Here is a 23,553-nt window from a genome sequence, read left to right as displayed (position 1 = left end):
CGTAACAAAGTCTTTATTTTAGCCGACCTGTAAGAGATTTGAAAACCCCTTCTCAAGCATAAAAACAAGGAAGGGGCTTTTGTTTAGTATTTCTGCTGCTAAAACAAGTTATTTAATACGCTATCATCAACAAGATTAGGTATGGTAACCTTCAGAGTAGGCGTTCTATCCATTTCTCTTTCGATAGCAAAACGAGCTTCTTTATTTCGGGCCCAGCTTCTTCTGGCAATACCGTTGTTTACATCAAAAAACAGCATGTTCTGTAATTTCAGGGCAGCCTCGTCGGTTCCATCCAAAACCATTCCGAAGCCCCCGTTAATAACTTCACCCCATCCAACACCTCCTCCATTATGGATTGAAACCCAGGTTGCGCCCCTAAAACTATCGCCTATAACATTGTGAACAGCCATATCGGCAGTAAACTTGCTACCATCGTAAATATTGCTGGTTTCTCTAAACGGAGAATCCGTACCGCTTACATCATGGTGATCGCGACCCAAAACAACCGGAGCTGACAAGAGTCCTTCCTTAATGACTTCATTGAATCTTAACGCAATTTTAGCACGGCCCTCAGCATCAGCATAAAGAATCCGAGCCTGAGACCCTACCACCAGCTTATTTTCTTCAGCGTTGTTAATCCAGACGATGTTATCCTGCATTTGTTGCTGAATTTCAGCCGGTGATTGTGCTTTAATTTCTTCCAAAACTTCTTTGGCAATTCTGTCTGTAATTTGCAGATCCTTCGGATTGCCAGAAGTACATACCCACCTAAAAGGACCAAATCCATAATCAAAGCACATAGGCCCTAAAATATCTTGAACATATGAAGGGTATTTAAAATCGATTCCATTTTCGGCCATTACATCTGCTCCGGCTCTGCTACATTCCAATAAAAACGCGTTACCATAATCAAAGAAGTATGTGCCTTTTGCGCAATGACTGTTAACAGCAGCAGCATGTCGTCTAAGCGACTCCCTTACTTTCTCTTTAAAAAGTTCAGGATTAGAAGCGATCATTCGATTAGCTTCCTCAAAGCTTAGGCCTACCGGATAGTATCCGCCTGACCATGGATTATGTAATGAAGTTTGGTCAGAACCAATTTCAATAAAGATTTGTTCCTGATCAAATCTTTCCCAAACGTCTACAACATTGCCAATAAACGCCAAAGAAACAGTCTCTTGCTTTTCCTTTGCGACCTTCACCCTTTCCACCAACAATCTCATGTCTTCAATCAATTCATCCACCCAGCCTTGTGAATGTCTTTTTCTTGCAGCAGCGGGATTTACTTCGGCACAAACAGTTATACAACCGGCAATATTGCCCGCTTTCGGTTGAGCGCCACTCATTCCACCTAAACCTGCTGTAAGGAAGACTTTTCCTTTTGTTTCGGCATTCTGTCCAAGTTTCTTACGGAAAGCATTCATTACAGTAATAGTTGTTCCATGAACAATACCTTGCGGACCAATGTACATATAAGAACCGGCTGTCATTTGACCGTATTGAGTAACTCCCAATGCATTATATTTCTCCCAATCATCTGGAGTAGAATAATTAGGAATCATCATTCCGTTGGTTACCACAACTCTAGGAGCAGCTGTACTTGAAGGAAACAAGCCCTGAGGGTGCCCACTGTAAATATTTAGAGTTTGCTCATTGGTCATGGTTGCCAAGTACTGCATCGTTAACAGATACTGTGCCCAGTTTTGAAATACTGCACCATTACCGCCATAGGTGATTAGCTCGTGTGGGTGCTGTGCTACCGCTGGGTCCAGGTTATTCTGAATCATCAACATTATTGCAGCTGCCTGCAAACTTTTATTCGGATATTCATGGATTGGGCGAGCATACATAGCATATTCTGGCATGAAACGATACATGTAAATCCTGCCATATTTTTCCAATTCCTCTAAAAACTCAGAAGCCAGCTCTTGATGCCAGTGAGCTGGAAAATAACGCAATGCATTACGTAAACTAAGTTTTTTTTCTTCCTTACTTAATATCTGTTTCCTTATTGGCGCATGGCTTACAGTTGTATCATATGATTTTTTCTTTGGCAATTGAGATGGAATGCCTTGAAGTATTTGCTCTTTGAAAGTCATAACACTATGAGTAAATGGTTTACGCAAAAATAAACGCTACATTTGATACCTATAAATACCATTTTCATCATCAATTAATAACCATGAGTTATCAAATAGAATTACGCCATCTGAAATACTTCCAAGTACTGGCCGAGGAATTAAAATACAGAAAAGCAGCAGAACGACTGTTTATTTCTCAGCCTGGACTTAGCCGGCAGATTAAACAAATGGAAGAACTCTATAAGGTTAGTTTATTTGACAGAACCAAGAAGAAGGTAGAGCTAACAGAGGCTGGTATTTATCTAAAAAAAGAGGCGGATTTTATATTCAACCATCTGGATACCATTCAACAGCAACTTGAAAACATTAGTTTGGGAAAAGAAACCGAAATCCGAATTGGCTTTTTAGGTTCGGCTGCACAAAGGGTCATTCCTGAATTGGTGCTGAAGTTAAATAAAGAATACCCTGGCATTAGGACAGTTTTAGAAGAATTGCCCAATAAATTACAGGTTGAACTTATTGAAAAGAGTAAACTCGACCTAGGCTTTGTTCGCACTCATCAATTTAAAGAAGGCATAGCCAAATACCTTGTGCATCAGGATACCTTTTCTCTGGTGCTACCAATAGACCATCTTTTAAATAAACCCAGTTATGAATCGGTAAAATCACTTCGTTCTGCTCCCTTTATTTTTTTCTCGAGCGAAGACAGTCCCTTTTATCATGATCTGATCATGAGCATTTGCGAAGATCACGGATTTAGGCCTCAGGTTTTTCATAAATCAGTAAATGCATTAACCATTTTTAAACTGGTGGAAGAGGGTTTGGGCATTGCCATTGTACCCACAGGGCTTCAATACGGTTTCGATTTAAAAGTCAAATTTCTGGAACTCACTCATATCCCTCAACGCACCCAATTATTTGCCATATGGAAAGAAAACAATCGAAAACCGGCATTAAAGAATGTTGTTGATTTGTTGACAAAGGAAGCTGTTGACTAGAGTCCGAATAATAGCATAACAAAGAAAGGTGACCAATTAGCCACCTTCTTTATAAAGTTCAATCCCTAAGATTAATTAATTTTTACCCGCCGGACGGAACGGGTGCACCCAACTAATAAACGGACCAATTTTGCGAGTCTGAATCCAAACTTTACCTTTTCCGCTAAAACGACATACCAATCCTTCTCCTGAGAAGAATAAGGATTTATAACCCCCAACTCTCGAAATTTCATATTGCAGTCCCTCGGTAAAGGCAACAATGTGCCCGGTATCTACTAAATAACCGTCCTCAACATCAATTTCAATAATACCTCCGTAAGAGTTAAACCATAAATCACCCTGACCAGAACATTTTATCAAAAAGAAGCTTTCGCCCGAGAAAAAGCCTCTCATCAGGCCTTGAAACTTAGTCTCAACATTAACGGTTTCTGCCGAAGCCAAAAAGGCCGTGTTCTGTAAATAAATGGTTTCATTATTCAAATAGATATGTTCTACATCTCCCGGGCAAGCCGGTGCAATTTGAATATCGCCATTTCCATTTACTGCTGAAAACTCGTTAATAAATAGTGACTCCCCAGTTAAAAAACGAGAGAAACCGCCCTTTAATTTGGTTTTCATTTCGATATTGGTATCCATGGTGGCCATAGCTGCGGCTTCAACCTTTAGTTTCTGCCCGGATGGTATATTGATGGTTACAAAACCATAATCAGGCTTGCAATCCATTTTAAAATCAAATCCTTTTTTATCTTGAGTTTCCATTTATTTCCTTGCTTTAAGTCTTACGCCCAAAATATTTCCGAAAGAGGTTGTGTTGTGCGATTGAATCCATACAGTCCCTTGTCCCTTAAATTTGCATACTAAGCCTTCACCGCCTAAAATAGAGCTGATCCAGCTCTTTCCGGCTTTGCTCAATGAGAAATTCAAGCTTTCTTCAAAGGCAACAATATGCCCAGTATCAACAATATATTCGCCATTAACTTGAACCGGGTAAATGGCGCCAAATGAGTTAACTATTACGGTTCCTTTACCTCTTATTCCTAACCAGAATAACCCTTCTTTAGAAATAAGTGATTTAAAGCCCTGCCAGTTCATATCAATATCAATCTCTGGACTGCTGGCCACGTAAGAGCCTCCTTGTACAATGATTCCCTCACCGTTTAGCTCCTTAACCATCATATCACCGGCGTGCGTAGCTCCTAACCAAACGGTTCCGCCTTGACTGCCTGCCGAATAATGGTTTAAGAAGAAACTCTCACCTGAAATCATTCGTTTTAATCCTTTCATTATACCACCTGAATTCTTTTTATGAGTCGTAGTAGTCATTTGAATAAATGGACTCATTGCAATCATAGCGCCTGCTTCGGCAGTAAACTCCTGACCAGGCATTAGATTAATCTCTGCGGCTGATGATCCTGGACGCATCCTGATGGTTACGTCGAGTTTATTTGTTATAGTATCTGTAATTTGTGCTTCCATGTGAAATCTTATAAATGTTTGTTAACCCATGATGCCAAACCTGCCATGTTGCGGGTCTGCAAATAAATCTTACCTTTTCCTTCTACTCGGGTAACAAATCCCTCACCACCAAAAAGGCTTCCGAAAATTCCTCCTGCCAACTGTGGCTTAAGTTTCATATCCGGCTCATAGGCAACTAAATGGCCTGAATCCACTATGTATTCCCCATTAATTTCCTTTTCGATGATTCCTCCGTACGCACCAAAAACTACTTTTCCCTGTCCCGAAACCTCCAATTTGAAAAGCCCTTCACCTCCAATTAAAGAACCAAAACCAGCCCATCTAACGCCCAATTTTACACCGGGATCTGAAGCAATATAAGCCCCTCTTTGAATGCAATAGCTCTCGCCGTTCAATTCTTTTACATTAATATCTCCAGGGGTAGGTTGAGTTAAGTGGAGACTTAACGATTTATCAGTATTATTGGTAAAATGATTAATAAATAAACTTTCACCACCCAAAAACTTTTTAATTAATCCCCCGAAGAAACCGCCATTGAATTTTGCTGTCATATCCAACTCTGCCGACATACTCGACATGGCATCTGACTCTGCAATGAACGTTTCACCGGGTTCTAGCTCCACCGCTACGTGGGCAAAAACTGGTTTTCCTAGAACAATTAGTTTCATTGTATAGTTGGTTTTAATAAATTATTGACGATTGCGATTTATTTGCTTTTTTGTAATACAGCTTTAAAAGAATTGAAATTCCCAGGCAAAGGTGAAAACCTTAGGTTAATTTTTTTTATTCTTTCTTTTAAATTATCAATACGATCCTGAGTGCTCGGGTGGGTAGATAAGAAAGACAAGTCTATAGTTTCTTCTACCTTTTTATTGAGTTTAGTTTCGTGTTCTTTTTTCAGGGTTTCAAAGAATGAGATTAATCCCTGAGGGTTTATCTTAGCAGCAACAAGGTAATCAAGACCTGTTTCATCGGCTTCGTGCTCAAAAGCCCTACTATTTGAAAGCGAAGCTAGATCACCTCCAATATTGGCAAACGTTCCGGCCAGGGCACTTACATCACCTAGGGTTGCAGCAAGGATGGTAAAAACCCCTATATTATTGATTACACTTCTAATATGATGACGACGAGTGACGTGCGCCAGCTCATGCCCCAAAACTCCCATTACCTCTTCCCACGATTTGGCATTTTCAATTAACCCGGTTTGTACAACAACTTTTCCTCCAGGTAAAGCGAATGCATTAATTGTAGGATCTTTAACAAAATATAAGTCGACTTTGTACCCTTGACTTTCAACTTGTTTGAATAATGGACCAGCAACCTTAACAAATTCCTTCTCTAAAGAATCATTTTGAATGATATTATATTGTAAGGATAGGGCTGTAAAAAGCTTATCTCCCGCAGCTTTCTCCCATTCAACCGGAACTTGAGAAGCGAGTCCTTCCACCATTTTATCTTTTAACAAATAAAGAGCTCCAATTAGTAAAACAACAGCCCCTAACAAAGCAAGAGTTCCTAACATCAATTTGTTCAACATTTTCTTGGCGTAACTGACCTGTTCGTTAAGGTTTCGATTTGCTACAATTACCTCATTCTTTAATACCGATTTATCTGAAGTGTAAATTGATATATTGTCGTGATCTTTATCTCTAAAAAAAACAAAACGATTCCCGGCTCCACCTGCATTAATGATTAAGTTCATCAAACTAATGGAATAGTTAATTGCTTCTGAATCGAAAAACACTCCACTAGCCGTTAAGAACAGATTACCGGAACATCGTCCTCCTGAAATGTTTGGATGAATTAGTATAGCTTGATAGATCTGTGGTTTAATTTGGTTTTCTTGAATAAGCATGGTAAACTACTGGTGATAAATGTAGCTGCCTAAGCTATTTTTTTCAAAAGGAAAACTAATGGGAAAGTTTTCAACAGTATGATTCAATCTCTTTAACAACAAAGGCGGTAAAACCGCCTTTGTTTATATATTATTATGCTTCTGCAGTTGTGGGATCAATAATTTCAGCAACCTTTGATATTTTATTGGCAGGAAACCCGCCAAGTTCGGCATGTTTCTTAACCTCCTCTTCATTTGGTGCGATGTATACACAATATATCTTATCGCCCGTAACGTAACTGTGCACCCATTGAATTTGAGGACCCATTGACCTTAAAACATCGCAAGACTTTTGCGCAATTCCGGTCAGTTCATTCTGGGAAAGATTGCCCACATTAGGGATTTCTCTTTCAATCACAAATTTTGGCATATAACCTCCTGATTAATATTTATTGAAAAAAGATTTGCTGGTCAAAATCACAAAAGCCTTGTAATGATGGAAGGATGTCTTGTTCTTTTAATGAAAAATGAATCTGTATAAATCTATTGATTTACATGAACTTAAGCAATTTAAAATTAAAAGTTATTCAGCAAAAACAGCTTGAAAGCACTCTACATTCAGTAATTTTACACATCTAAATTTATTGCTATGAAAAAGCTACTCATTTTTATGGGGCTCCTGTTCCCATTATTCACTTTTGCTCAAAAAACCGACTATAAAGTGGTATTTGACCTAACGAGTAAGGACACGTCTGATCACCGGTCTATAATAAGGTGGCTAAATGGAATTACAAAATCAACACCTGATGCGAAATTAGAAGTAGTGATGTACTCAAAAGGGCTTGAAATGGTACTTAAGGATAAGTCAGTAGTTGCTGATGACATTTCAAAGTTAGTTGCAAACAAGAACATTTCATTTGTGGTGTGCGAAGCTGCAATGAAAAATCAAAACATCGACAAAAGTCAGCTTTTGCCAAATGTTACAACAGTTCCTGATGGCATTTATGAGATTCTTATGAAGCAAAGGCAAGGCTGGGGCTATATTAAAGCGGCCCGATAAATACGTGGAACAGGCAATTTAGTTATCTCAAATTGCCTGTTTCTTTTTAAACATACCCTCAATTTGAATGAGCCTATTTTAAAATGAAATGGATAATTTAGCGCGTTTTAAAACAAGGGTGCTTTAACACCGTTCTCTAACTTAAATTTATAAATTCAAATGACTCCATCAGAAATAAATATAAAATGGCCCAAACTTCAGACCCGCATTGCTGAGGATTTTGACAGTGATACACCTGACCTTAAAGTAATGCTCTTCCTCATCGGTGTTCAGGAACTAGGCAAAGGGCCAAAGAAATTCTCCAAAAGACAAAAAGAAGAATTGATGCACATAGCAACTTGTCGCTTGTTTAGCGATATGGGCTTTTATGAACTTAAAGGACTTGATCAAGACGGTTGGCCGCATTGGGAACTGGTAAAAAAGATACCAAACTACACCATGCTCGAACAGGAAATGTTAATGAAATCGCTCATTGTGCATTATTTTGAACAACTTTACGATACCTCTTTCTAAACCAATTAAAATTACATGAAAAAGCTTTTTTATACGTTACTTTCTTTTATTGCTCTTTTCAATACAACACAAGCCCATGCTCAAAAAAAACAACCTAATTACTACGTAAAATTTACCACAGATTCTGGAATTTGTATCGCCAGGTTATATAATTCTACTCCACTGCACCGAGACAATTTTATTAAATTAACTCAGCAGCACTTTTACGATAGCCTCATGTTTCACCGAGTAATTAAAAATTTTATGATTCAAGGTGGAGACCCTGATTCAAAACGAGCACCCAAAGACAAAGTATTGGGAGAAGGCGATACAGGCTATACCATTCCAGCAGAGTTTAACGACAGTTTGTTTCATAAAAAAGGAGTTTTAGCTGCAGCACGAGATAACAACCCGGCTAAAGCTTCAAGCGGATGCCAATTTTATATTGTTCAAGGAAAGAAATTTACTGATGCAGATTTAGCTAAGTTAGAACAAACCCGGTTGAAAGGCAGAAAAATCCCGGCTTCACAACGAGAAGTTTATAAAACAATTGGCGGCACTCCTCACCTCGACCAAAACTATACTGTATATGGGGAGGTCGTAAAAGGCCTTGAAATGGTTGATAAAATTGCTTCCACCAAAACAGATGAAAATAACCGCCCTGTTACGGACATAAGAATGAAAGTTGAATTACTTTCAAAGCGTGAAACTAAAAAATTAGAAAAGGAATTAAAGAAGCAGCAAAAGAGCAGTAACTAATGAAGATTATCTCATATAACGTAAACGGTATCCGTTCTGCAATTTCAAAAGGTTGGCTAAGCTGGCTACAAGCTACTGCTGCTGATGTTGTTTGTTTGCAAGAGATTAAGGCCCATCCTGAAAACATTCCACAGGAAATCACCCTACTTGAAGAAATGGGATACAGATATCAGTATTGGTATCCCGCTCAAAAAAAAGGTTATAGTGGCGTGGCAATTTTATCGCGTTTACAGCCGGAGGCAGTTGAGTTTGGCTGTGGACACGAGCAGTACGACTTTGAAGGACGAATGGTTAGGGTTGATTTTGCGGATGTTTCGGTGATGAGTGTATATATTCCCTCCGGATCAAGTGGAGAAGAGCGGCAAAATATAAAGTTTGAGTTTTTGGACTTCTTTATGGAATATGCAACTCAACTACGTTGGAAATATCCTAAATTAATTATCTCCGGCGATTACAATATTTGCCATCGTGCCATTGACATCCACAATCCTAAATCAAATGCAAACTCCTCGGGCTTTTTACCTGAAGAACGCGAATGGATGGAAAATTTTATTAGCAGCGGTTTTATTGACACGTTTCGCCATTTCAACAGAGAACCTCACAATTATACCTGGTGGAGTTTCAGGGCTAATTCCAGAGCCAAAAACTTAGGCTGGCGCATCGATTATCATTTGGTCACAAAAGAGCTTGAGACTAGTTTAAAACGAGCAACCATTTTACCTGAAGCAAAGCATTCAGATCATTGCCCCATACTTTTAGAACTTTAAAATTAACAAGTTATGAGTTTTGGATTAGAAATAACTCGTAATTTGTAACCTAAACCCGGTAATTACAAAATGTTAATCGTCAATATAAAACAGCTTTGCGGTATTCAGCCTGAAGGAAAATTAAGACTCCAAGGAGCTGAAATGGCTGAACTCCCCTCAATTGAGAATGCCTGGTTGAAAATAGAACATGGCAAAATTGCCGACTTTGGCTCAATGGACAACCTTGGGCATACCGAAATGCTTTCTCTGGCTCAAGGCACACAGTCTGAAATTGTAGATGCTCAAGGCAAATTGGTATTACCAACTTGGTGTGACTCTCATACACATTTAGTTTTTGCCGCCTCGCGGGAAGAAGAATTTTTGATGAAGATCCAGGGAAAAACCTACGAAGAGATCACAGCTGCTGGCGGAGGTATTCTTAACTCTGCCCGCAAACTAGCAAATACATCTGAAAGCGAACTCTACGACAGTGCTGCACTTCGCCTACAAGAGGTAATGAGTTTAGGAACCGGTGCTATTGAGATTAAAAGCGGTTATGGATTGAGTTACGAAGCTGAATTAAAAATGTTGCGTGTCATACGGCGCTTAAAAGAAACGTTTCCATTGCCAGTAAAAGCAACATTTTTAGGGGCTCATGCATTTCCACAAGAATACAAGCAAAATCAGGAAGCGTATTTAGACATGCTTCTAAATAGGTTACTTCCAGAAATTGCCGATGAAGGTCTTGCAGATTATATTGATGCTTTCTGCGAACAAAACTACTTTTCAATTGAACAGACCGAACGGGTGATTGAAGCTGGAGCCAAATTTGGATTAAAGGCCAAAATTCATGCAAATCAATTTACCAACTTAGGAGCAACACAAGCATGTGTAAGAAAAGGGACACTTTCTGTTGATCATTTAGAAGTTACAGATAATGCTGTTATTGAATCCTTAAAGGGAGCCTCAACCATGGCAACATTATTACCGTCTTGTTCTTTGTTTATAAACATCCCTTTTGCAAATGCACGGGGAATGATTGATGCCGGGTTAGGAGTAGCTCTGGCTACGGATTTCAACCCAGGGACCACTCCATCAGGAAACATGAATTTAGTTGTCGCATTAGCATGTATTAAAATGAAAATGCTTCCTAACGAAGCAATAAATGCAGCAACCTTAAATGGCTCTTATGCTATGGATTTATCTACGACTCACGGCAGTATTACAAAGGGTAAACAAGCCAATTTAATAATTACAAAAGCTATTCCTTCGGTAAACTTCATACCTTATGCTTTCGGATCCAACTTAATTGATTCAATTTTAATTAAGGGAAGAAAAATTTAGCAAACTGTCTTTAAAACAATTAAAGAAAAAGACTTATGATTTTAGTTTCCAAACGATTTCTTAAAATGCTGACGGGCAATTTTGCTCAAGCCATTACTTTATGGCCGTTTGTGATTCTAAAATCAACTGAACTGAAAAAAGATTGGACACTAATAAATCATGAACGCATTCATTTGCGGCAACAAATTGAATTACTTTTAGTGTTCTTTTATTTGTGGTATGCAATTGAGTTTTTGGCTAGATGGATTATCTGCAGAGATACCAATAAGGCTTACCACCATATCTGTTTTGAGAAGGAAGCTTACCTTAACGACAACAATCCGGAATATTTAAACACACGAAAGCTTTTCTCATTCCTCAAATACCTATAAATTTAACCTGCCAATAATAACACCATGAAACTGCAAGTTTATTCGGATGAGTATATTTTAGGCCTGACCTCCATCCGGGAACACGAAACCAAAATAGGAGAACGCGTATTAACCGTAGCCTCAGTCAATAATCTCCTGGAAGACTTGGTCAATTCTCCCGCCCGATTTGTTTTACTGGGATTACCCGAGGATATAGGAGTGAAGGCAAACCTCGGGCGAACAGGAGCTCATAATGCCTGGAGCGGTGCATTGAAAGCCATATTGAATATTCAAAGCAACGATTTCTTTTCCGGCAGTGAACTATTAGTTCTGGGACATATCGATTTTACAGATCTGCTTGCTGCTTCCGAAAAGCTAAATCCACTCCTGCATGACCAAGCTGCAGAGCTCCGAAAACTGGTTGAAGAAGTAGATAAGCGTGTAATTAAAATCGTAAGACTTATTGCTAAGGCAGGTAAAATTCCAGTAGTAATAGGAGGCGGGCATAATAATTCATATCCTATAATTAAATCAGTTGCCGAAGGTTTACATGAAGCAGGACAACTACCCAACAGAATGATCAATTGCATCAATATGGATGCTCATTCTGATTTTCGTCCATTGGAAGGTCGCCACAGCGGCAATGGCTTTAGTTATGCCTACCACGAAAAATTATTGAAGAATTATTTCATGCTTGGCTTACAGCAGAACTATCAGCCACAAACTGTACTTAATGAACTAAAATCTAATCCAGATTTAGGTTATATAACATTTGAGAGTATTTATCTACATGCCAAAATTGACCTAGCTTCTGCGGTTTTAGAAGGCATTAACTTCGTAAAAGATCTTCCAACAGGTATTGAAATCGATCTTGACACTGTTGTTAACATCCCATCAAGCGCTGAAACGCAAAGCGGATTTATGGTAAATGATGCACGACGTTACATTCATAATACTGCATGCTTATTAAAACCAGCCTATTTGCATATAGCCGAGGGAGCTCCTTCACTTGCCAACAATAACAATGACAATCGGGTAGCCAAAACCATTGCATACCTGGTTAGCGATTTTATTAAAGCGGTAAGAAAATAGTTAAAAATGGATAAGTTGGGTGGGGGTGATACACTCATCGAGCGGAATATCAAACTCATTATAATCCAAAATGGCAGCAATGGGTTCAAATTGAGACAAACCAATTGTTTTAACATCTGATCTGCATTCGATTAAAAACCTGTCATAAAAGCCTTTGCCATAACCAACCCGGTATCCTTTTTTATCAACAGCTAAAAGGGGGACCAATACCATGTCAATTTCTTCTGGCGATACCAGGTTCCCTTTAACCGGCTCAGGAATATTCCAGTCATTTTTTGCCAGCTCCAATTCATCATCCATTAAAAAGTGCATTAACGTTAACGATGAAAAGTTACTTTGGGGAACAGCAATTTTGATATGAGGATATTCTCTTTTTAAAAAGGCTATCAATAACGAGGTATCAGGCTCATGCTTTTCAACAATTGACAAAAATAGGTGTAGTACCTTTATATTCGTAAAATCAATTTGCTTAAAATGCTGCAGTAAAGCGTGATTTATTTGATCAAACTCTCCCTCCGAAAGATTCTTCCTTTTTGAAAGGTACAGCTTACGCAAATATGCCTTTGACGACTCCAATTCTAATAATTCCTAATACAACAACCTGAACTTAATGGTATGCTCAATTTTCTTCAAGGCCTTTATTACCTTTTTATCGTACTCAGTATTTACATCTGTAATTACATATCCTATATGTTCATTGGTTTTAAGGTATTGAGCCAAAATATTAATGCCATGACTGGCCATTACACTATTAATTTGAGCCATTATACCTGGCACATTTTGATGAATATGTATTAAGCGATGAGCCTTTTCTTGTGTTAACAGCTGAATATTCGGAAAATTGGTACTTAAATAACTTGATCCTTTATTGATGAAGTCGGCCATACGTTTAGGAATGAATTCACTATTACGCGGATTATTCTTACGATCGTCAAAAACAACAATCCCCATTTTGGTACACAACTCAAGATTCAGCTTATCTTTAGCACTTCCCAAAAAACCAATTGTTTTAAGTGTTGACGCTACTTGCAACTTTTCAGGCTCTACAATAACATTACTACCAACCAATAACATTCCCACATCCGCTACATATTTTTCTTCAAAAGATGATTTATGACGAATGGAGAAACCATCCTTTTTCAGAATATTGATTGACTCTTCAGGAATATCACCAAGGCATAAACAAAGTATCCTGTTCTTAGGATATGAAATAGCCATTGGCAAATTATTTACATACAAAAACTCATCAAAACTTGGCAAAATGTGATCGGCATTTTTTACCACACTCGATCTTTCAATATTTTCAGTATAAGCAAAGAATTTTTTAATCAACCCTGATTCCTTCAGTTGAAAATCGGAATAACCATCGCCAATGCCGTATAAGTTACCATCCCAATTCAGTTCCTTCAGGAGCTTTACCTTGCCACCTTCCTGAGACAACGGGTTTTCTGTATCATACCCTACAATAGTTCCTTTCTTGTCAAACTCAAAGGTATTCGCATAAATGTTCTCAGGTCTGATTTTGTAATCACTTACAACCGGAGTGATAAATTCCTTAAAGCCGCCTGAGACGATATAAACCTCATCAGAATGCTTCTCAAAGAATTTACGGTTACGCGAAAAAGACTTCGAAACCTTTTTCTTCAATACCTTAACCAATTTTTTAAGATGCTCTTCATTAGCGCCTAACAATTTCACGCGTTCACGCAAGCTTTCTGTAAACGACAAACGCCCTTCCATGGCGGCATTTGTATAGTCTTCAATCTGCTTTAATACTTTATTTTTATCAGGATGTCCATCTAGCGAAATCTTTACCAATTCGTCTAATGCTTCAACCTGGGTAAAGGTACTGTCGAAATCAATGATATATCGGTTCTTCAAAGCTCTATTTCCTTACTTTACTATTAATAGTCACAACAAAAATCTACAATTGTTTCTAATTTTGAAATAAACTTTCGTATTTATTACAAATATAAACGATTTAAAGCTGTGTTTTTTGTCGTGCAACAATATCCACAATACTTTGTTGAACCGGAATAAATGAATGACCAATAGCATTCATAATTCTTTGATTTGAATAGAACTGGATTACGGGAGCTGAAATTGCAGTATCACGGGTTAATGCAGGCTCTTTTCCTGTAATCCATGAAATAAGCTTAGCTGCTCTCCATCCAATTTCTAAATGCCATTTTTTTATGTTGATGGATGGCGCAGGTTTATTCAGGTGATTTGCAATTAGAGCAAACAACTCTTTAAAACTCAGATTATCAGCATTTAAAATAAAACGCTTGTTCGTAATTTTTTCAGTTTCCATCAGTTTTATCATACAGGCACTTACATCCCTAACGTCAACATAGCCACAACCGCCTGCAGCATAAAACTTATTACCTTTATTTATTACTCCAAACAACCGACCGCTTCCTCGCTCCCAATTGTCCATGCCCAAAATAATGCTAGGATTTACAACAACTGCCTCTAAGCCTTCTGCAACTCCACGCCAAACCTCATTTTCACTTTCATACTTACTAATGGCATATGCAGTATTGGTAGGCAGGTATTCAAACTTATGATCTTCCGTTATCAACTCACCAGGTTTGGCAAAACCAATCGCTGCAATTGAACTTACATGCATAAGCTTTTTTACGCCCATAGCTAAACACGCATTAACAATATTTGCAGTGCCTTCAATATTGGTTTTATACATTTCAGCCTTATATTTTGGATTTAATGCAACTTTAGCGGCACAATGATAGACATGCATCACTCCCTGCATTGCATCTTCCAATGAGTGATAATCAAGCACATCGCCTTCAACCCACTCAATTGGTTTATTTTGCAGTTGGAAAGGAATTGAGGAGGAAGCGCGTTTAAGCGCTCTAACATTATTGCCTGCATTTATTAAATCAAGCACCAATTGAGTTCCTAAAAAACCCGTTGCGCCGGTGATAAAAATCATAAATATTTTTTTTACCTCCGCAAGATAGAAATTTTAGGGGAGGACTCTTTTAAGTCGGTGTATTAGTTTTTGAGGAACCTCCGCTTTGCAATAAATTAAGCACGTTAGGCACAAGTGCAGTTAATGCAGTTATAAGGGCTAATATTCTACCCGCAATTTGCTCCTGAGTAACAAAGAAAAATATTCCTATTGAAACCACAGCAATAACAATAGGCAACCTTATTTGCGACCAATTCCTCTTCTGCTTTAAATAGCCTGGTAAATGGAAAGTAAAGTAACGTCTTTAACTGCTGTTCTTTAGTAAACAGTTCTCCTAATTGAGTCATCAAGGGAATAAACTGATACTCCCTGGGTTGATGGTTTTAGGCAGAGACATGGTACTAATATAAATTTCGCCTTTATCACATTGACTTACAATACTTTAAAATAAATTACAATTCTTAGATCAAGCATTAAGGCACAATCCATTTCCTTTTTCCATTTTCCTTCGTTACTTTGTTGCTGCAAAAACCATAGTACCCCATGAATCTGTCTGATTTTCTTTCTCCAATCAATCTTGAATCAATAAATACCTCATTAAAATTTGAGCCGTTCCATTTAGGCAGCGTAATTACCTCTTTTATGGAAGAAGGTAATTTCCCTGACCTGGAAGGAATGAACCTTGCATTAGTAGGAGTTGAGGAAGATCGACTTTCAATCGGAAACGCTGGTTGCGCAACTGCTCCCGATCACGTTCGCAAGTATTTATATAAACTTACAGAAGGTGATTTCAAAGCTAAAATTGTTGACTTAGGCAATATTAGGGCAGGACAAAAAGTACGCGACACCTATGTTGCACTACGGATTGTTTGCGAAGAGTTGATGAAACAAAATATTGTTCCAATCATTATTGGAGGCGGGCAGAATCTTACTTATGCCCAATACCTGGCTTATGAAGGAATAGAACAAAGGGTAGACTTGGTTTCTATTGACAATCAGTTTGATTTAGATACGACCGCTGAAGATCAAGAAACCAATTCGAAATCATACTTAAACAGCATCATCTTACACGAGCCGAACAACTTGTTTAACTATAGTAATATTGGGTATCAAACTTATTTCGTGAGCCAAGATAGCCTGCGCTTAATGGATAAATTGTATTTCGACACCCATCGTTTAGGAGAAATCAATCAAAACCTGCAAGATGCAGAACCGATAATTAGAAACGCCAACATGATTAGTTTTGACGTATCGTCAATTCGTCAAAGCGATGCTCCTGGAAATGGCAATGCTTCCCCTAACGGCTTTTATGGTGAACAAATTTGTCAGTTGTGCCGTTATGCGGGCATGAGTGATAAGTTACTTTCGATTGGTTTTTATGAAGTAAATCCACTTTTCGACAAGAACGGACAAACAGCTCATTTATTAGCCCAAATGATTTGGTGTTTTATAGAAGGTTATTATAATCGGAAACAGGACTATCCTTTTAATCCAACAGAGGATATGACCAAGTACCGCGCTTTCTTAACAACAGATAGCCATGAGGTTATTTTTTATAAAAGCCCTAAGACAGGAAGATGGTGGATGCAAGTTCCATTCCCAAATAAAACCAAAAATGAGCGATTTTACTTAGTTCCTTGCAGCTATAATGATTACCAGATTGCGAGCAACGGCGAGATGCCTGATCGTTGGTGGAGAACTTATCAGAAATTGATATAAATTATTTATTTCGGTATCGGCTAGACATGGAGCCAGAAACCAGGAAGGCAGCCCCGGCAATGAATGCTAACGAGCCTAGTATTATTGCCCAAACTGCTCCGGCACCGCCTGTAATTGAAAAAATTCCCAATAATACTGCGGCTGCCCCAACAATCATTAATGCTGCACCCAAATAAGTTTTTCCATTTTGAGGAGGGACTGGCATTAATACTTTATAATCATAATGTTTTTTGAAAGTATAATTCCTTCGATAAGTTTTATTAGAGTAAAGCTGTTGTTTTTGTTTTGTATTCTCTAGACTTAAAGTTTTGGTTAAAGATCGCTCAGAATCCTGATCTGGCGTTTTGGATATTAAGGACCTATTAAATTGCGGTTCATTAACCGCCATATCGATATTTAAAGTTGAATCCACATCTCTTCCCTCCTTAATCACTTGTAATAAATCAGATTCTTCAATATTATTCACAGCTAAATCACTATCATTTTTCAACTCCGTATGAGTAATTTCAGTTTTAATGGCTGGATTTACTTTCACAAAAATTAGTTCACGAGAACAAGATGTAAAAAGTGAGGCTAAAATCAATAATGGGCAAAGGAGTCTAAAACTGATTTTCATAATAAACGTTTTGTCTCATCAATCTAATGAATTTCTTTATAAAAACATAAAACGGCCCGACAACAAGAGCTGCCGGACCGTTTTATTCACAATGACTATTGTTTATCTATTTTAAATCGAAGCCAATATCGGTACGATAGTATTTACCATCAAAACTGATCTTTTTCGCATTCGCGTTAGAAACAGCCAGTGCCGAAGGGATATCAGCACCAAGTGTAGTTACGGCTATTACACGTCCGCCATCTGTAACTATTTTGCCGTCTTTTTGAGTGGTACCAGCATGAAAAACCATACTACCTTCAACCGTGTCAAATCCTGATATTTCCTTACCTTTTTCATAATCGCCAGGATATCCACCCGAAACCAACATAATTGTTGTTGCAGTACGCTCATCAACTTCAAAAGATTTTTCAGCAAGATTTTCGTTAGCCACACCAAGGAACAAATCAACTAAATCGGATTTGATACGAGGCAATACACTTTCGGTTTCCGGATCACCCATTCGAACGTTGTATTCAATTACGTAAGGTTCACCACCATCATTCATTAAACCAATAAAAATAAAGCCCTTATATGGAATATTATCTTTCTTTAAGCCTGCAACAGTAGGGATAACTATGCGTTCTTCTACCTTTTTTATAAATGCTTCATTTGCAAACGGAACTGGAGAAATTGAACCCATTCCTCCTGTATTTAAACCAGTATCACCCTCACCAATTCGTTTATAGTCTTTTGCAGAAGGCAATAATTTATAGCTTATACCATCTGTTAATACAAATACTGATAGTTCAATCCCTTTCAAAAACTGCTCAACAACTACGGTTTTGCTGGCATCCCCAAATTTAGCATCAGCTAGCATTGCTGTTAATTCGCTCTTAGCATCTTCCAGTGATTCGCAAATTAAAACACCTTTACCTGCCGCTAAACCATCCGCTTTCAATACAATTGGTAACGATTGTGTTTCTAAATATCTCAGGCCTTCTTCCAACTTATCTGCAGTGAAACTTGCATAAGCTGCCGTTGGAATATTATGGCGTTTCATAAACTGCTTAGAGAAATCTTTACTTCCTTCAAGAGTTGCTCCTAATTTCTGAGGACCAATAACCGGAATCAATTTCAGTTGTTCATCAGCCAAAAAGAAATCGTGGATACCTTTCACCAATGGCTCTTCCGGTCCAACAACTACTAATTTGATTTCATTTTGAAGCACAAACGTTTTTATACCTTCAAAATCAGTTGCTTTGATTGCCACATTTTGTCCGCAAGAAGCCGTTCCGGCATTTCCAGGTGCAATAAATAATTGGCTGCATTGTTTACTTTGAGAAATTTTCCATGCAAAGGCGTGTTCACGGCCACCCGATCCGAGAAGTAAAATATTCATGTTAAGTGTATAGAATCTCTTAAATTTAATACCAACAGATTAATGCGTTAGAAATTCATCTAAAGGGGAAAAGATGCATTCGTGCATTAAGAATAGGTGCAAAGATAGAAAAATGGCACAAATCTGACCACAGTATACCAGACACATAGCGCAGATATAACTAAATTTACTGACCTATTGAAAAGGAAGATTAGCTAACTACCATTTACTACTTATAGTTTTGGACATTAAATCAATTATACAAGCCGTTTATACATTACCGGATGGTTCTTTGAAAAAGTTGCAGAAGCAGCTTTCAATGGTGAATTATCCTAAGGGGTACCACTTGTTTCATGCCGATAAAACTGAAACCGATGTGTATTTCATTGCCTTCGGAATTGCCAGGGCTTATTGCTACACGGCTGAAACCGAAGTTACCTTTTGGTTTGGCAAAGAAGGTGACATAGTGCTTTCTTACAACAGTTATATCAGAAACCAACCCGGTTATGAATTCATTGAATTACTAGAAGACAGCACTCTTTTTCACCTAAAAACATCAGCTCTCCATCAGTTATTTAATGAAGATATTCACCTTGCTAATTGGGGACGTAAATTGGCAGAGCTTGAACTGATAAAAACCGAAGCCCGCCTAATTTCCAGACAGTTTAGACCAGCAGGAGAGAGGTACCGGGAATTACTTGAACAGCAGCCAGAGTTAGTACAACGTGTTCAGTTAAGTCACATTGCATCTTATCTTGGAGTTACCCAAGTTACCCTAAGTCGTATAAGGGCTGAAATACGATGATTTTTTATCATTTGTTAAAGGGCAACTAAAAATTAGCTCCGACCTTTGCACCCATGAACTGGATCATATTAATAATAGCAGGATTATTTGAAGTCGGATTCGCTACCTGTTTAGGAAAAGCAAAACTCTCTACCGGAATAGCATCAACCATGTGGTACGGCGGCTTTCTTGCATGTTTAACCATAAGTATGCTATTATTGATGAAAGCCACACAAACCCTACCTATCGGCACTGCTTATGCTATTTGGACCGGCATAGGGGCCGTTGGCACAGTTCTAATGGGCATCCTTTTCTTTAATGAACCGGCAGATTTTTGGCGCTTATTCTTTATTACAACCTTAATAGCATCAATCATAGGGCTGAAAGCAATGGCCAGCTAAAACGATTGATGCGAACATTGCTCTAACTGGCTTTGTGTTTTTTGTTTTGACGATTATATTGGCTAAGAATAAAGCCAACTGACTAGTGCAGAGCATCTCTGTTTCTAAAAAACAAAGAACAGTACAATACAGAACCTTTAAATAAAACCGGGAAATGATAAACAAAGACACCCAAACCTATAACAATGCTCAGCTAAACGAAGAAGACAGGGCAATATGTAATCTGCTATCGCAGGAGATTAGTGGTATTTTACCTGATGCCGAAAATAAAATTTGGCATGCTCATCCCGTTTGGTTTTTGGATGGGAACCCAATTGTTGGCTATAGTAAACTTAAAAGCTGTGTTCGTTTATTGTTTTGGAGCGGACAATCATTTGATGAAGAAACTTTACAAAATGAAGGCAGCTTTAAAGCCGCCGAAGCTCGCTATACCGCATTAAGTCAGGTAAACAAAAATGATTTGAAACGATGGATCGAGAAGTCGAGACATATTCAATGGGATTACAAGAACTTAATTAAGCGTAAAGGCCTGTTGGAAAGAATTAAATAAATGACACTTTAGAGGAGCGGCTTCGCCAAACCCTAAAATGAAAAACATAGACCACAAAAAGCTTCAACAATGTGAAGCTTTTTTATGCGATCCGGATGGTCCTCGCAAAGTTCCCTTTCGTTTCTTTAAAGCCGATGAATTCGCACAGTTAATCGGCTATTTTGTTTAAAGGTAGATCATTCACGGTTTACTACTTCTTGTTTTATAAAGCCCAAAGCCCATTTCGACCACCTGGTTTATTTGCTTAACGAGAATATATTTTTCACCAAACCTAAATTTCTTATCATAATCTCTTCATTGTTTTTTAAAATTATGTATATTTAAATGAGGGGGTTATGATGACAATCAAATGACTTCCAAACTAAAAACACTTCCCTAGTCAACCTAAATGACCTTAATAATATGAAAAAATCTATCATTACAACCCTAAGCCTGATGGCAACAATTCTTATCATCGGCTCTTGTGGTGGAGGCGGATCTACCTCAGAAAAATCTACAAATGAAACAGAACAACCAGAAACAACACAAACTCCATCTGAACAACCTGAAGCCAAACCCGAGTCAAAAGCTGACCCTTCAACTTATGACCCTAAACGTGGTGAAGGAAAATTCAACGAATCCAATGTAAAACTGGGAGCTTTAGATGCAGCGATGGCTGATAAAGGCAAAGCGATTGCCGCAACCAAATGCAACTCATGTCATAAACAAACGGATGAAAAACTGGTTGGCCCCGGATGGAAGGGTGTTACCCACAGAAAAACACCACATTGGATTATGAATTTTATTACCAATCCTGATCCAATGATTTCAAAGGATCCTGAATTACAGGCTCAACTGGAGATATGTTTGGTGCGTATGCCAAATCAAAATCTTAATGATGAGGAAGCAAGAAATATTTTGGAGTATATGCGTCAGAATGACGAAGTAAAATAAAAAATCTCAAATAAACTGCAATGATAAGTAATAAATTAATTGTCGGACTATTGTTCGTTGTGGCAATGTCGATAACATCTTGCAAGCCCAAAGGAACTACTAGCGTCATAAGTGGAGATGCTGCCACAAAAGTCTACGTACCACCGGGCCAATATGATGAATTTTACAACTTCGTATCAGGTGGCTTTAGTGGTCAATTGAGCGTTTATGGCATACCTAGTGGACGCCTACTGCGTGTAATTCCTGTATTCTCCTCTGACCCTGAAAAAGGCTGGGGATTTAATGAAGAAACAAAACCAATGCTCAATACATCACATGGCATTGTACCTTGGGACGACCTTCACCACGTGGAAATGTCACAAACCAACGGCGAAGCAGATGGCAAATGGGTGTTTGTAAATGGGAATAATACTCCAAGGCTAGCGAGAATAGACCTTAAAACATTTCGCACTGCAGAAATCCTGGAACTTCCCAATAGTGGCGGCAACCACAGTTCGCCTTTCGGCACCGAAAACTCTGAATATATAGTTGCCAGTACAAGATTCAGTGTTCCGTCTGATGCTAATCCCGATGTGCCTATTAGTACATATAAAGAAAATTTTAAGGGGCATATCAGCTTTGTAAGTGTAGATAAGGAAACCGGCGAAATGAAGGTCGCTTTTCAATTGAAAGCACCAGGCGTGAATTTCGACCTTGCCCGTGCAGGAAAAGGAAAATCGCATGGATGGTTCTTTTTTAGCTGCTACAATACTGAGCTGGCAAATACCTTGCTGGAAGTAAATGCTTCCCAAAAAGATAAAGATTTCATTCTGGCCATAAACTGGAAGAAAGCGGAAGAATATATCAAAGAAGGCAAAGGGACTAAACAGGCAGTGAAATATTCTCACAACAAATATGACGAAACCACACATACCGCAAAGTCTGAAATGGAAACAGAAGTAACAGTTTTGGATCTTGCAAATACTGAAGGGATTGCTTACCTGATTCCATGCCCCAAATCTCCACATGGTTGCGATGTTGATCCTACAGGAGAGTACATTATAGGTAGTGGAAAGCTGGCAGCACTTATTCCTGTATTTAGTTTTGATAAATTGCAGAAAGCCATTGCCGAGAAAAAATTTGAAACAGAGAAATTCGGCGGCATTCCGGTAATAAAATATGAGGCTGCATTATATGGCGAAGTACAAAAGCCGGGATTAGGCCCTTTACATACAGAGTTTGATGGAAAAGGAAATGCCTATACCTCAATGTTTGTTTCTTCAGAAGTAGTGAAATGGAATATCAAAGATCTCAAGGTATTGGATAGGGCACCGACCTATTACTCTGTTGGGCACTTAATGATTCCAGGTGGTAATACCAAAAAGCCTTTTGGTAAATATTTAGTGGCTTACAACAAAATCACTAAAGACCGATACCTGCCCACTGGACCAGAGTTAGCCCAAAGCGCTCAACTTTATGACATTAGCGGCGATAAAATGAAACTGCTGTTGGATTTCCCCACTATTGGAGAACCTCACTACGCCCAAGCCATACCGGCAGCCTTGATAAAAGACAAACAAGCAAAGATATTTGACATTAACTCAAATAAGCATCAATATAAGACAAATGGTGAAGAAGATGCCAAGGTGGTTCGCGAGGGCAATGCAGTCCATGTATATATGACATCCATTCGATCTCATTTTGTACCGGATAATATAGAAGGCGTGAAGGTTGGCGATGAAGTTTTCTTTCATGTTACCAATTTGGAACAGGACTGGGATGTCCCTCACGGCTTTGGAATTAAGGGAGCTAACAATGCAGAGTTGCTCATTATGCCTGGCGAAACACTTACTTTAAAATGGATACCTGACCGTGTCGGTATCTTCCCTATGTATTGCACAGACTTCTGTTCTGCTTTACACCAGGAAATGTCAGGATATGTACGAGTATCACCCAAAGGAAGTACTCTTCCAATAACCTTTAACTCATCTAAAAAAACGGCTGCTAAATAAAGTTATGTTTAGCATTAGTTTTTAAACATAAA

26 protein-coding genes are annotated in these 23,553 nt (G+C 38.4%); 15 read left to right on the top strand and 11 right to left on the bottom strand.

Annotated elements, in window-relative coordinates:
* Positions 1-98: 98 nt before the first annotated feature.
* A complete protein-coding gene (locus L2B55_RS02220) occupies positions 99-2,099 on the bottom strand; it encodes a urocanate hydratase (protein ID WP_237848662.1) in 2,001 nt (666 codons plus the stop codon).
* 83 nt (positions 2,100-2,182) lie between these two features.
* Here L2B55_RS02220 and L2B55_RS02215 point away from each other — a divergent pair, with 83 nt between their 5' ends.
* On the top strand, positions 2,183-3,079 hold the full coding sequence (locus L2B55_RS02215; protein ID WP_237848661.1) for a LysR family transcriptional regulator: 897 nt from the start codon (positions 2,183-2,185) through the stop codon (positions 3,077-3,079).
* 75 nt (positions 3,080-3,154) lie between these two features.
* On the opposite strand, the gene L2B55_RS02210 is transcribed toward L2B55_RS02215, so the two are convergent.
* From L2B55_RS02210 to L2B55_RS02190, 5 genes are all read right to left on the bottom strand, one after another.
* Positions 3,155-3,838: a TIGR00266 family protein gene (locus tag L2B55_RS02210; RefSeq protein ID WP_237848660.1), complete on the bottom strand. Its 684-nt coding sequence runs from the start codon at positions 3,836-3,838 to the stop codon at positions 3,155-3,157.
* On the bottom strand, positions 3,839-4,555 hold the full coding sequence (locus tag L2B55_RS02205) for a TIGR00266 family protein (protein WP_237848659.1): 717 nt from the start codon (positions 4,553-4,555) through the stop codon (positions 3,839-3,841).
* An 8-nt stretch (positions 4,556-4,563) separates the two neighbouring features.
* The gene (locus tag L2B55_RS02200; RefSeq protein WP_237848658.1) at positions 4,564-5,223 is read right to left on the bottom strand and encodes a TIGR00266 family protein; all 660 of its coding nucleotides are present in this window, start codon (positions 5,221-5,223) and stop codon (positions 4,564-4,566) included.
* Between the two features lie 38 nt (positions 5,224-5,261).
* On the bottom strand, positions 5,262-6,410 hold the full coding sequence (locus L2B55_RS02195; RefSeq protein ID WP_237848657.1) for a M48 family metallopeptidase: 1,149 nt from the start codon (positions 6,408-6,410) through the stop codon (positions 5,262-5,264).
* Between the two features lie 133 nt (positions 6,411-6,543).
* Entirely contained in the window at positions 6,544-6,819 is a 276-nt protein-coding gene (locus L2B55_RS02190) for a DUF4242 domain-containing protein (protein WP_237848656.1), read from the bottom strand.
* 219 nt (positions 6,820-7,038) lie between these two features.
* Here L2B55_RS02190 and L2B55_RS02185 point away from each other — a divergent pair, with 219 nt between their 5' ends.
* The 7 genes from L2B55_RS02185 to L2B55_RS02155 all read left to right on the top strand — a co-directional run bounded on the left by L2B55_RS02185 (position 7,039) and on the right by L2B55_RS02155 (position 12,232).
* Positions 7,039-7,449, top strand: a complete 411-nt coding sequence (locus L2B55_RS02185; RefSeq protein WP_237848655.1) for a DsrE family protein — start codon at positions 7,039-7,041, stop codon at positions 7,447-7,449.
* Positions 7,450-7,608: 159 nt separating this feature from the next.
* Complete coding sequence (locus L2B55_RS02180; protein WP_237848654.1) at positions 7,609-7,962, top strand: hypothetical protein; 354 nt, start codon at positions 7,609-7,611, stop codon at positions 7,960-7,962.
* Between the two features lie 15 nt (positions 7,963-7,977).
* Positions 7,978-8,700: a peptidylprolyl isomerase gene (locus L2B55_RS02175; RefSeq protein ID WP_237848653.1), complete on the top strand. Its 723-nt coding sequence runs from the start codon at positions 7,978-7,980 to the stop codon at positions 8,698-8,700.
* Complete coding sequence (locus L2B55_RS02170; RefSeq protein ID WP_237848652.1) at positions 8,700-9,467, top strand: exodeoxyribonuclease III; 768 nt, start codon at positions 8,700-8,702, stop codon at positions 9,465-9,467. Before L2B55_RS02175 ends, L2B55_RS02170 begins: the two co-directional genes overlap by 1 nt.
* A 69-nt stretch (positions 9,468-9,536) precedes the next feature.
* Complete coding sequence (gene hutI / locus L2B55_RS02165; RefSeq protein WP_237848651.1) at positions 9,537-10,790, top strand: imidazolonepropionase; 1,254 nt, start codon at positions 9,537-9,539, stop codon at positions 10,788-10,790.
* 35 nt (positions 10,791-10,825) lie between these two features.
* Positions 10,826-11,161 (top strand): hypothetical protein, encoded by a 336-nt coding sequence (locus L2B55_RS02160; protein ID WP_237848650.1) that lies wholly within the window; start codon positions 10,826-10,828, stop codon positions 11,159-11,161.
* Between the two features lie 24 nt (positions 11,162-11,185).
* Positions 11,186-12,232 carry a formimidoylglutamase gene (locus tag L2B55_RS02155; protein ID WP_237848649.1) on the top strand — a complete coding sequence of 349 codons (1,047 nt, stop codon included), beginning with the start codon at positions 11,186-11,188 and terminating at the stop codon, positions 12,230-12,232.
* Here L2B55_RS02155 and L2B55_RS02150 read toward each other — a convergent pair whose 3' ends face one another.
* The 3 genes from L2B55_RS02150 to L2B55_RS02140 form a co-directional block, all read right to left on the bottom strand.
* Positions 12,233-12,808, bottom strand: a complete 576-nt coding sequence (locus tag L2B55_RS02150; RefSeq protein ID WP_237848648.1) for a 5-formyltetrahydrofolate cyclo-ligase — start codon at positions 12,806-12,808, stop codon at positions 12,233-12,235.
* 12 nt (positions 12,809-12,820) lie between these two features.
* Positions 12,821-14,113 (bottom strand): HAD-IB family phosphatase, encoded by a 1,293-nt coding sequence (locus L2B55_RS02145; protein ID WP_237848647.1) that lies wholly within the window; start codon positions 14,111-14,113, stop codon positions 12,821-12,823.
* 100 nt (positions 14,114-14,213) lie between these two features.
* Positions 14,214-15,188 (bottom strand): NAD-dependent epimerase/dehydratase family protein, encoded by a 975-nt coding sequence (locus tag L2B55_RS02140; RefSeq protein ID WP_237848646.1) that lies wholly within the window; start codon positions 15,186-15,188, stop codon positions 14,214-14,216.
* Positions 15,189-15,710: 522 nt separating this feature from the next.
* On the opposite strand from L2B55_RS02140, the gene L2B55_RS02135 reads away from it, so the two are divergent.
* The gene (locus tag L2B55_RS02135) at positions 15,711-16,886 is read left to right on the top strand and encodes a formimidoylglutamase (protein ID WP_237848645.1); all 1,176 of its coding nucleotides are present in this window, start codon (positions 15,711-15,713) and stop codon (positions 16,884-16,886) included.
* Position 16,887: 1 nt separating this feature from the next.
* On the opposite strand, the gene L2B55_RS02130 is transcribed toward L2B55_RS02135, so the two are convergent.
* Both L2B55_RS02130 and purD read right to left on the bottom strand, forming a co-directional pair.
* Positions 16,888-17,502, bottom strand: a complete 615-nt coding sequence (locus L2B55_RS02130) for a hypothetical protein (protein ID WP_237848644.1) — start codon at positions 17,500-17,502, stop codon at positions 16,888-16,890.
* A 106-nt stretch (positions 17,503-17,608) separates the two neighbouring features.
* Positions 17,609-18,883: a phosphoribosylamine--glycine ligase gene (gene purD / locus L2B55_RS02125; RefSeq protein ID WP_237848643.1), complete on the bottom strand. Its 1,275-nt coding sequence runs from the start codon at positions 18,881-18,883 to the stop codon at positions 17,609-17,611.
* 220 nt (positions 18,884-19,103) lie between these two features.
* Here purD and L2B55_RS02120 point away from each other — a divergent pair, with 220 nt between their 5' ends.
* From L2B55_RS02120 to nosZ, 6 genes are all read left to right on the top strand, one after another.
* Entirely contained in the window at positions 19,104-19,667 is a 564-nt protein-coding gene (locus L2B55_RS02120; RefSeq protein ID WP_237848642.1) for a Crp/Fnr family transcriptional regulator, read from the top strand.
* A 53-nt stretch (positions 19,668-19,720) separates the two neighbouring features.
* Positions 19,721-20,047, top strand: a complete 327-nt coding sequence (locus L2B55_RS02115; RefSeq protein WP_237848641.1) for a DMT family transporter — start codon at positions 19,721-19,723, stop codon at positions 20,045-20,047.
* 154 nt (positions 20,048-20,201) lie between these two features.
* On the top strand, positions 20,202-20,597 hold the full coding sequence (locus tag L2B55_RS02110; protein ID WP_237848640.1) for a DUF1801 domain-containing protein: 396 nt from the start codon (positions 20,202-20,204) through the stop codon (positions 20,595-20,597).
* Positions 20,598-20,634: 37 nt separating this feature from the next.
* Positions 20,635-20,766, top strand: coding sequence for a hypothetical protein (locus L2B55_RS18845; RefSeq protein WP_255696541.1), 132 nt, complete (start codon positions 20,635-20,637; stop codon positions 20,764-20,766).
* A 233-nt stretch (positions 20,767-20,999) separates the two neighbouring features.
* Positions 21,000-21,530, top strand: coding sequence for a c-type cytochrome (locus L2B55_RS02105; RefSeq protein WP_237848639.1), 531 nt, complete (start codon positions 21,000-21,002; stop codon positions 21,528-21,530).
* A gap of 20 nt (positions 21,531-21,550) precedes the next feature.
* Entirely contained in the window at positions 21,551-23,521 is a 1,971-nt protein-coding gene (gene nosZ, locus L2B55_RS02100; RefSeq protein WP_237848638.1) for a Sec-dependent nitrous-oxide reductase, read from the top strand.
* The last annotated feature ends 32 nt before the right edge of the window (positions 23,522-23,553 follow it).

It is taken from the genome of Solitalea lacus (assembly GCF_022014595.1).
GTDB lineage: Bacteria > Bacteroidota > Bacteroidia > Sphingobacteriales > Sphingobacteriaceae > Solitalea > Solitalea lacus.
This window is presented reverse-complemented; position numbering and strand designations above follow the sequence as displayed.

Bases quoted from the DNA above. Each gene is read 5' to 3' on its own strand.
- L2B55_RS02220 (WP_237848662.1), bottom strand. From the start codon at position 2,099: ATGACTTTCAAAGAGCAAATACTTCAAGGCATTCCATCTCAATTGCCA.
- L2B55_RS02215 (WP_237848661.1), top strand. From the start codon at position 2,183: ATGAGTTATCAAATAGAATTACGCCATCTGAAATACTTCCAAGTACTG.
- L2B55_RS02210 (WP_237848660.1), bottom strand. From the start codon at position 3,838: ATGGAAACTCAAGATAAAAAAGGATTTGATTTTAAAATGGATTGCAAG.
- L2B55_RS02205 (WP_237848659.1), bottom strand. From the start codon at position 4,555: ATGGAAGCACAAATTACAGATACTATAACAAATAAACTCGACGTAACC.
- L2B55_RS02200 (WP_237848658.1), bottom strand. From the start codon at position 5,223: ATGAAACTAATTGTTCTAGGAAAACCAGTTTTTGCCCACGTAGCGGTG.
- L2B55_RS02195 (WP_237848657.1), bottom strand. From the start codon at position 6,410: ATGCTTATTCAAGAAAACCAAATTAAACCACAGATCTATCAAGCTATA.
- L2B55_RS02190 (WP_237848656.1), bottom strand. From the start codon at position 6,819: ATGCCAAAATTTGTGATTGAAAGAGAAATCCCTAATGTGGGCAATCTT.
- L2B55_RS02185 (WP_237848655.1), top strand. From the start codon at position 7,039: ATGAAAAAGCTACTCATTTTTATGGGGCTCCTGTTCCCATTATTCACT.
- L2B55_RS02180 (WP_237848654.1), top strand. From the start codon at position 7,609: ATGACTCCATCAGAAATAAATATAAAATGGCCCAAACTTCAGACCCGC.
- L2B55_RS02175 (WP_237848653.1), top strand. From the start codon at position 7,978: ATGAAAAAGCTTTTTTATACGTTACTTTCTTTTATTGCTCTTTTCAAT.
- L2B55_RS02170 (WP_237848652.1), top strand. From the start codon at position 8,700: ATGAAGATTATCTCATATAACGTAAACGGTATCCGTTCTGCAATTTCA.
- hutI (WP_237848651.1), top strand. From the start codon at position 9,537: ATGTTAATCGTCAATATAAAACAGCTTTGCGGTATTCAGCCTGAAGGA.
- L2B55_RS02160 (WP_237848650.1), top strand. From the start codon at position 10,826: ATGATTTTAGTTTCCAAACGATTTCTTAAAATGCTGACGGGCAATTTT.
- L2B55_RS02155 (WP_237848649.1), top strand. From the start codon at position 11,186: ATGAAACTGCAAGTTTATTCGGATGAGTATATTTTAGGCCTGACCTCC.
- L2B55_RS02140 (WP_237848646.1), bottom strand. From the start codon at position 15,188: ATGATTTTTATCACCGGCGCAACGGGTTTTTTAGGAACTCAATTGGTG.
- L2B55_RS02135 (WP_237848645.1), top strand. From the start codon at position 15,711: ATGAATCTGTCTGATTTTCTTTCTCCAATCAATCTTGAATCAATAAAT.
- L2B55_RS02130 (WP_237848644.1), bottom strand. From the start codon at position 17,502: ATGAAAATCAGTTTTAGACTCCTTTGCCCATTATTGATTTTAGCCTCA.
- purD (WP_237848643.1), bottom strand. From the start codon at position 18,883: ATGAATATTTTACTTCTCGGATCGGGTGGCCGTGAACACGCCTTTGCA.
- L2B55_RS02115 (WP_237848641.1), top strand. From the start codon at position 19,721: ATGAACTGGATCATATTAATAATAGCAGGATTATTTGAAGTCGGATTC.
- L2B55_RS02110 (WP_237848640.1), top strand. From the start codon at position 20,202: ATGATAAACAAAGACACCCAAACCTATAACAATGCTCAGCTAAACGAA.
- L2B55_RS18845 (WP_255696541.1), top strand. From the start codon at position 20,635: ATGAAAAACATAGACCACAAAAAGCTTCAACAATGTGAAGCTTTTTTA.
- L2B55_RS02105 (WP_237848639.1), top strand. From the start codon at position 21,000: ATGAAAAAATCTATCATTACAACCCTAAGCCTGATGGCAACAATTCTT.
- nosZ (WP_237848638.1), top strand. From the start codon at position 21,551: ATGATAAGTAATAAATTAATTGTCGGACTATTGTTCGTTGTGGCAATG.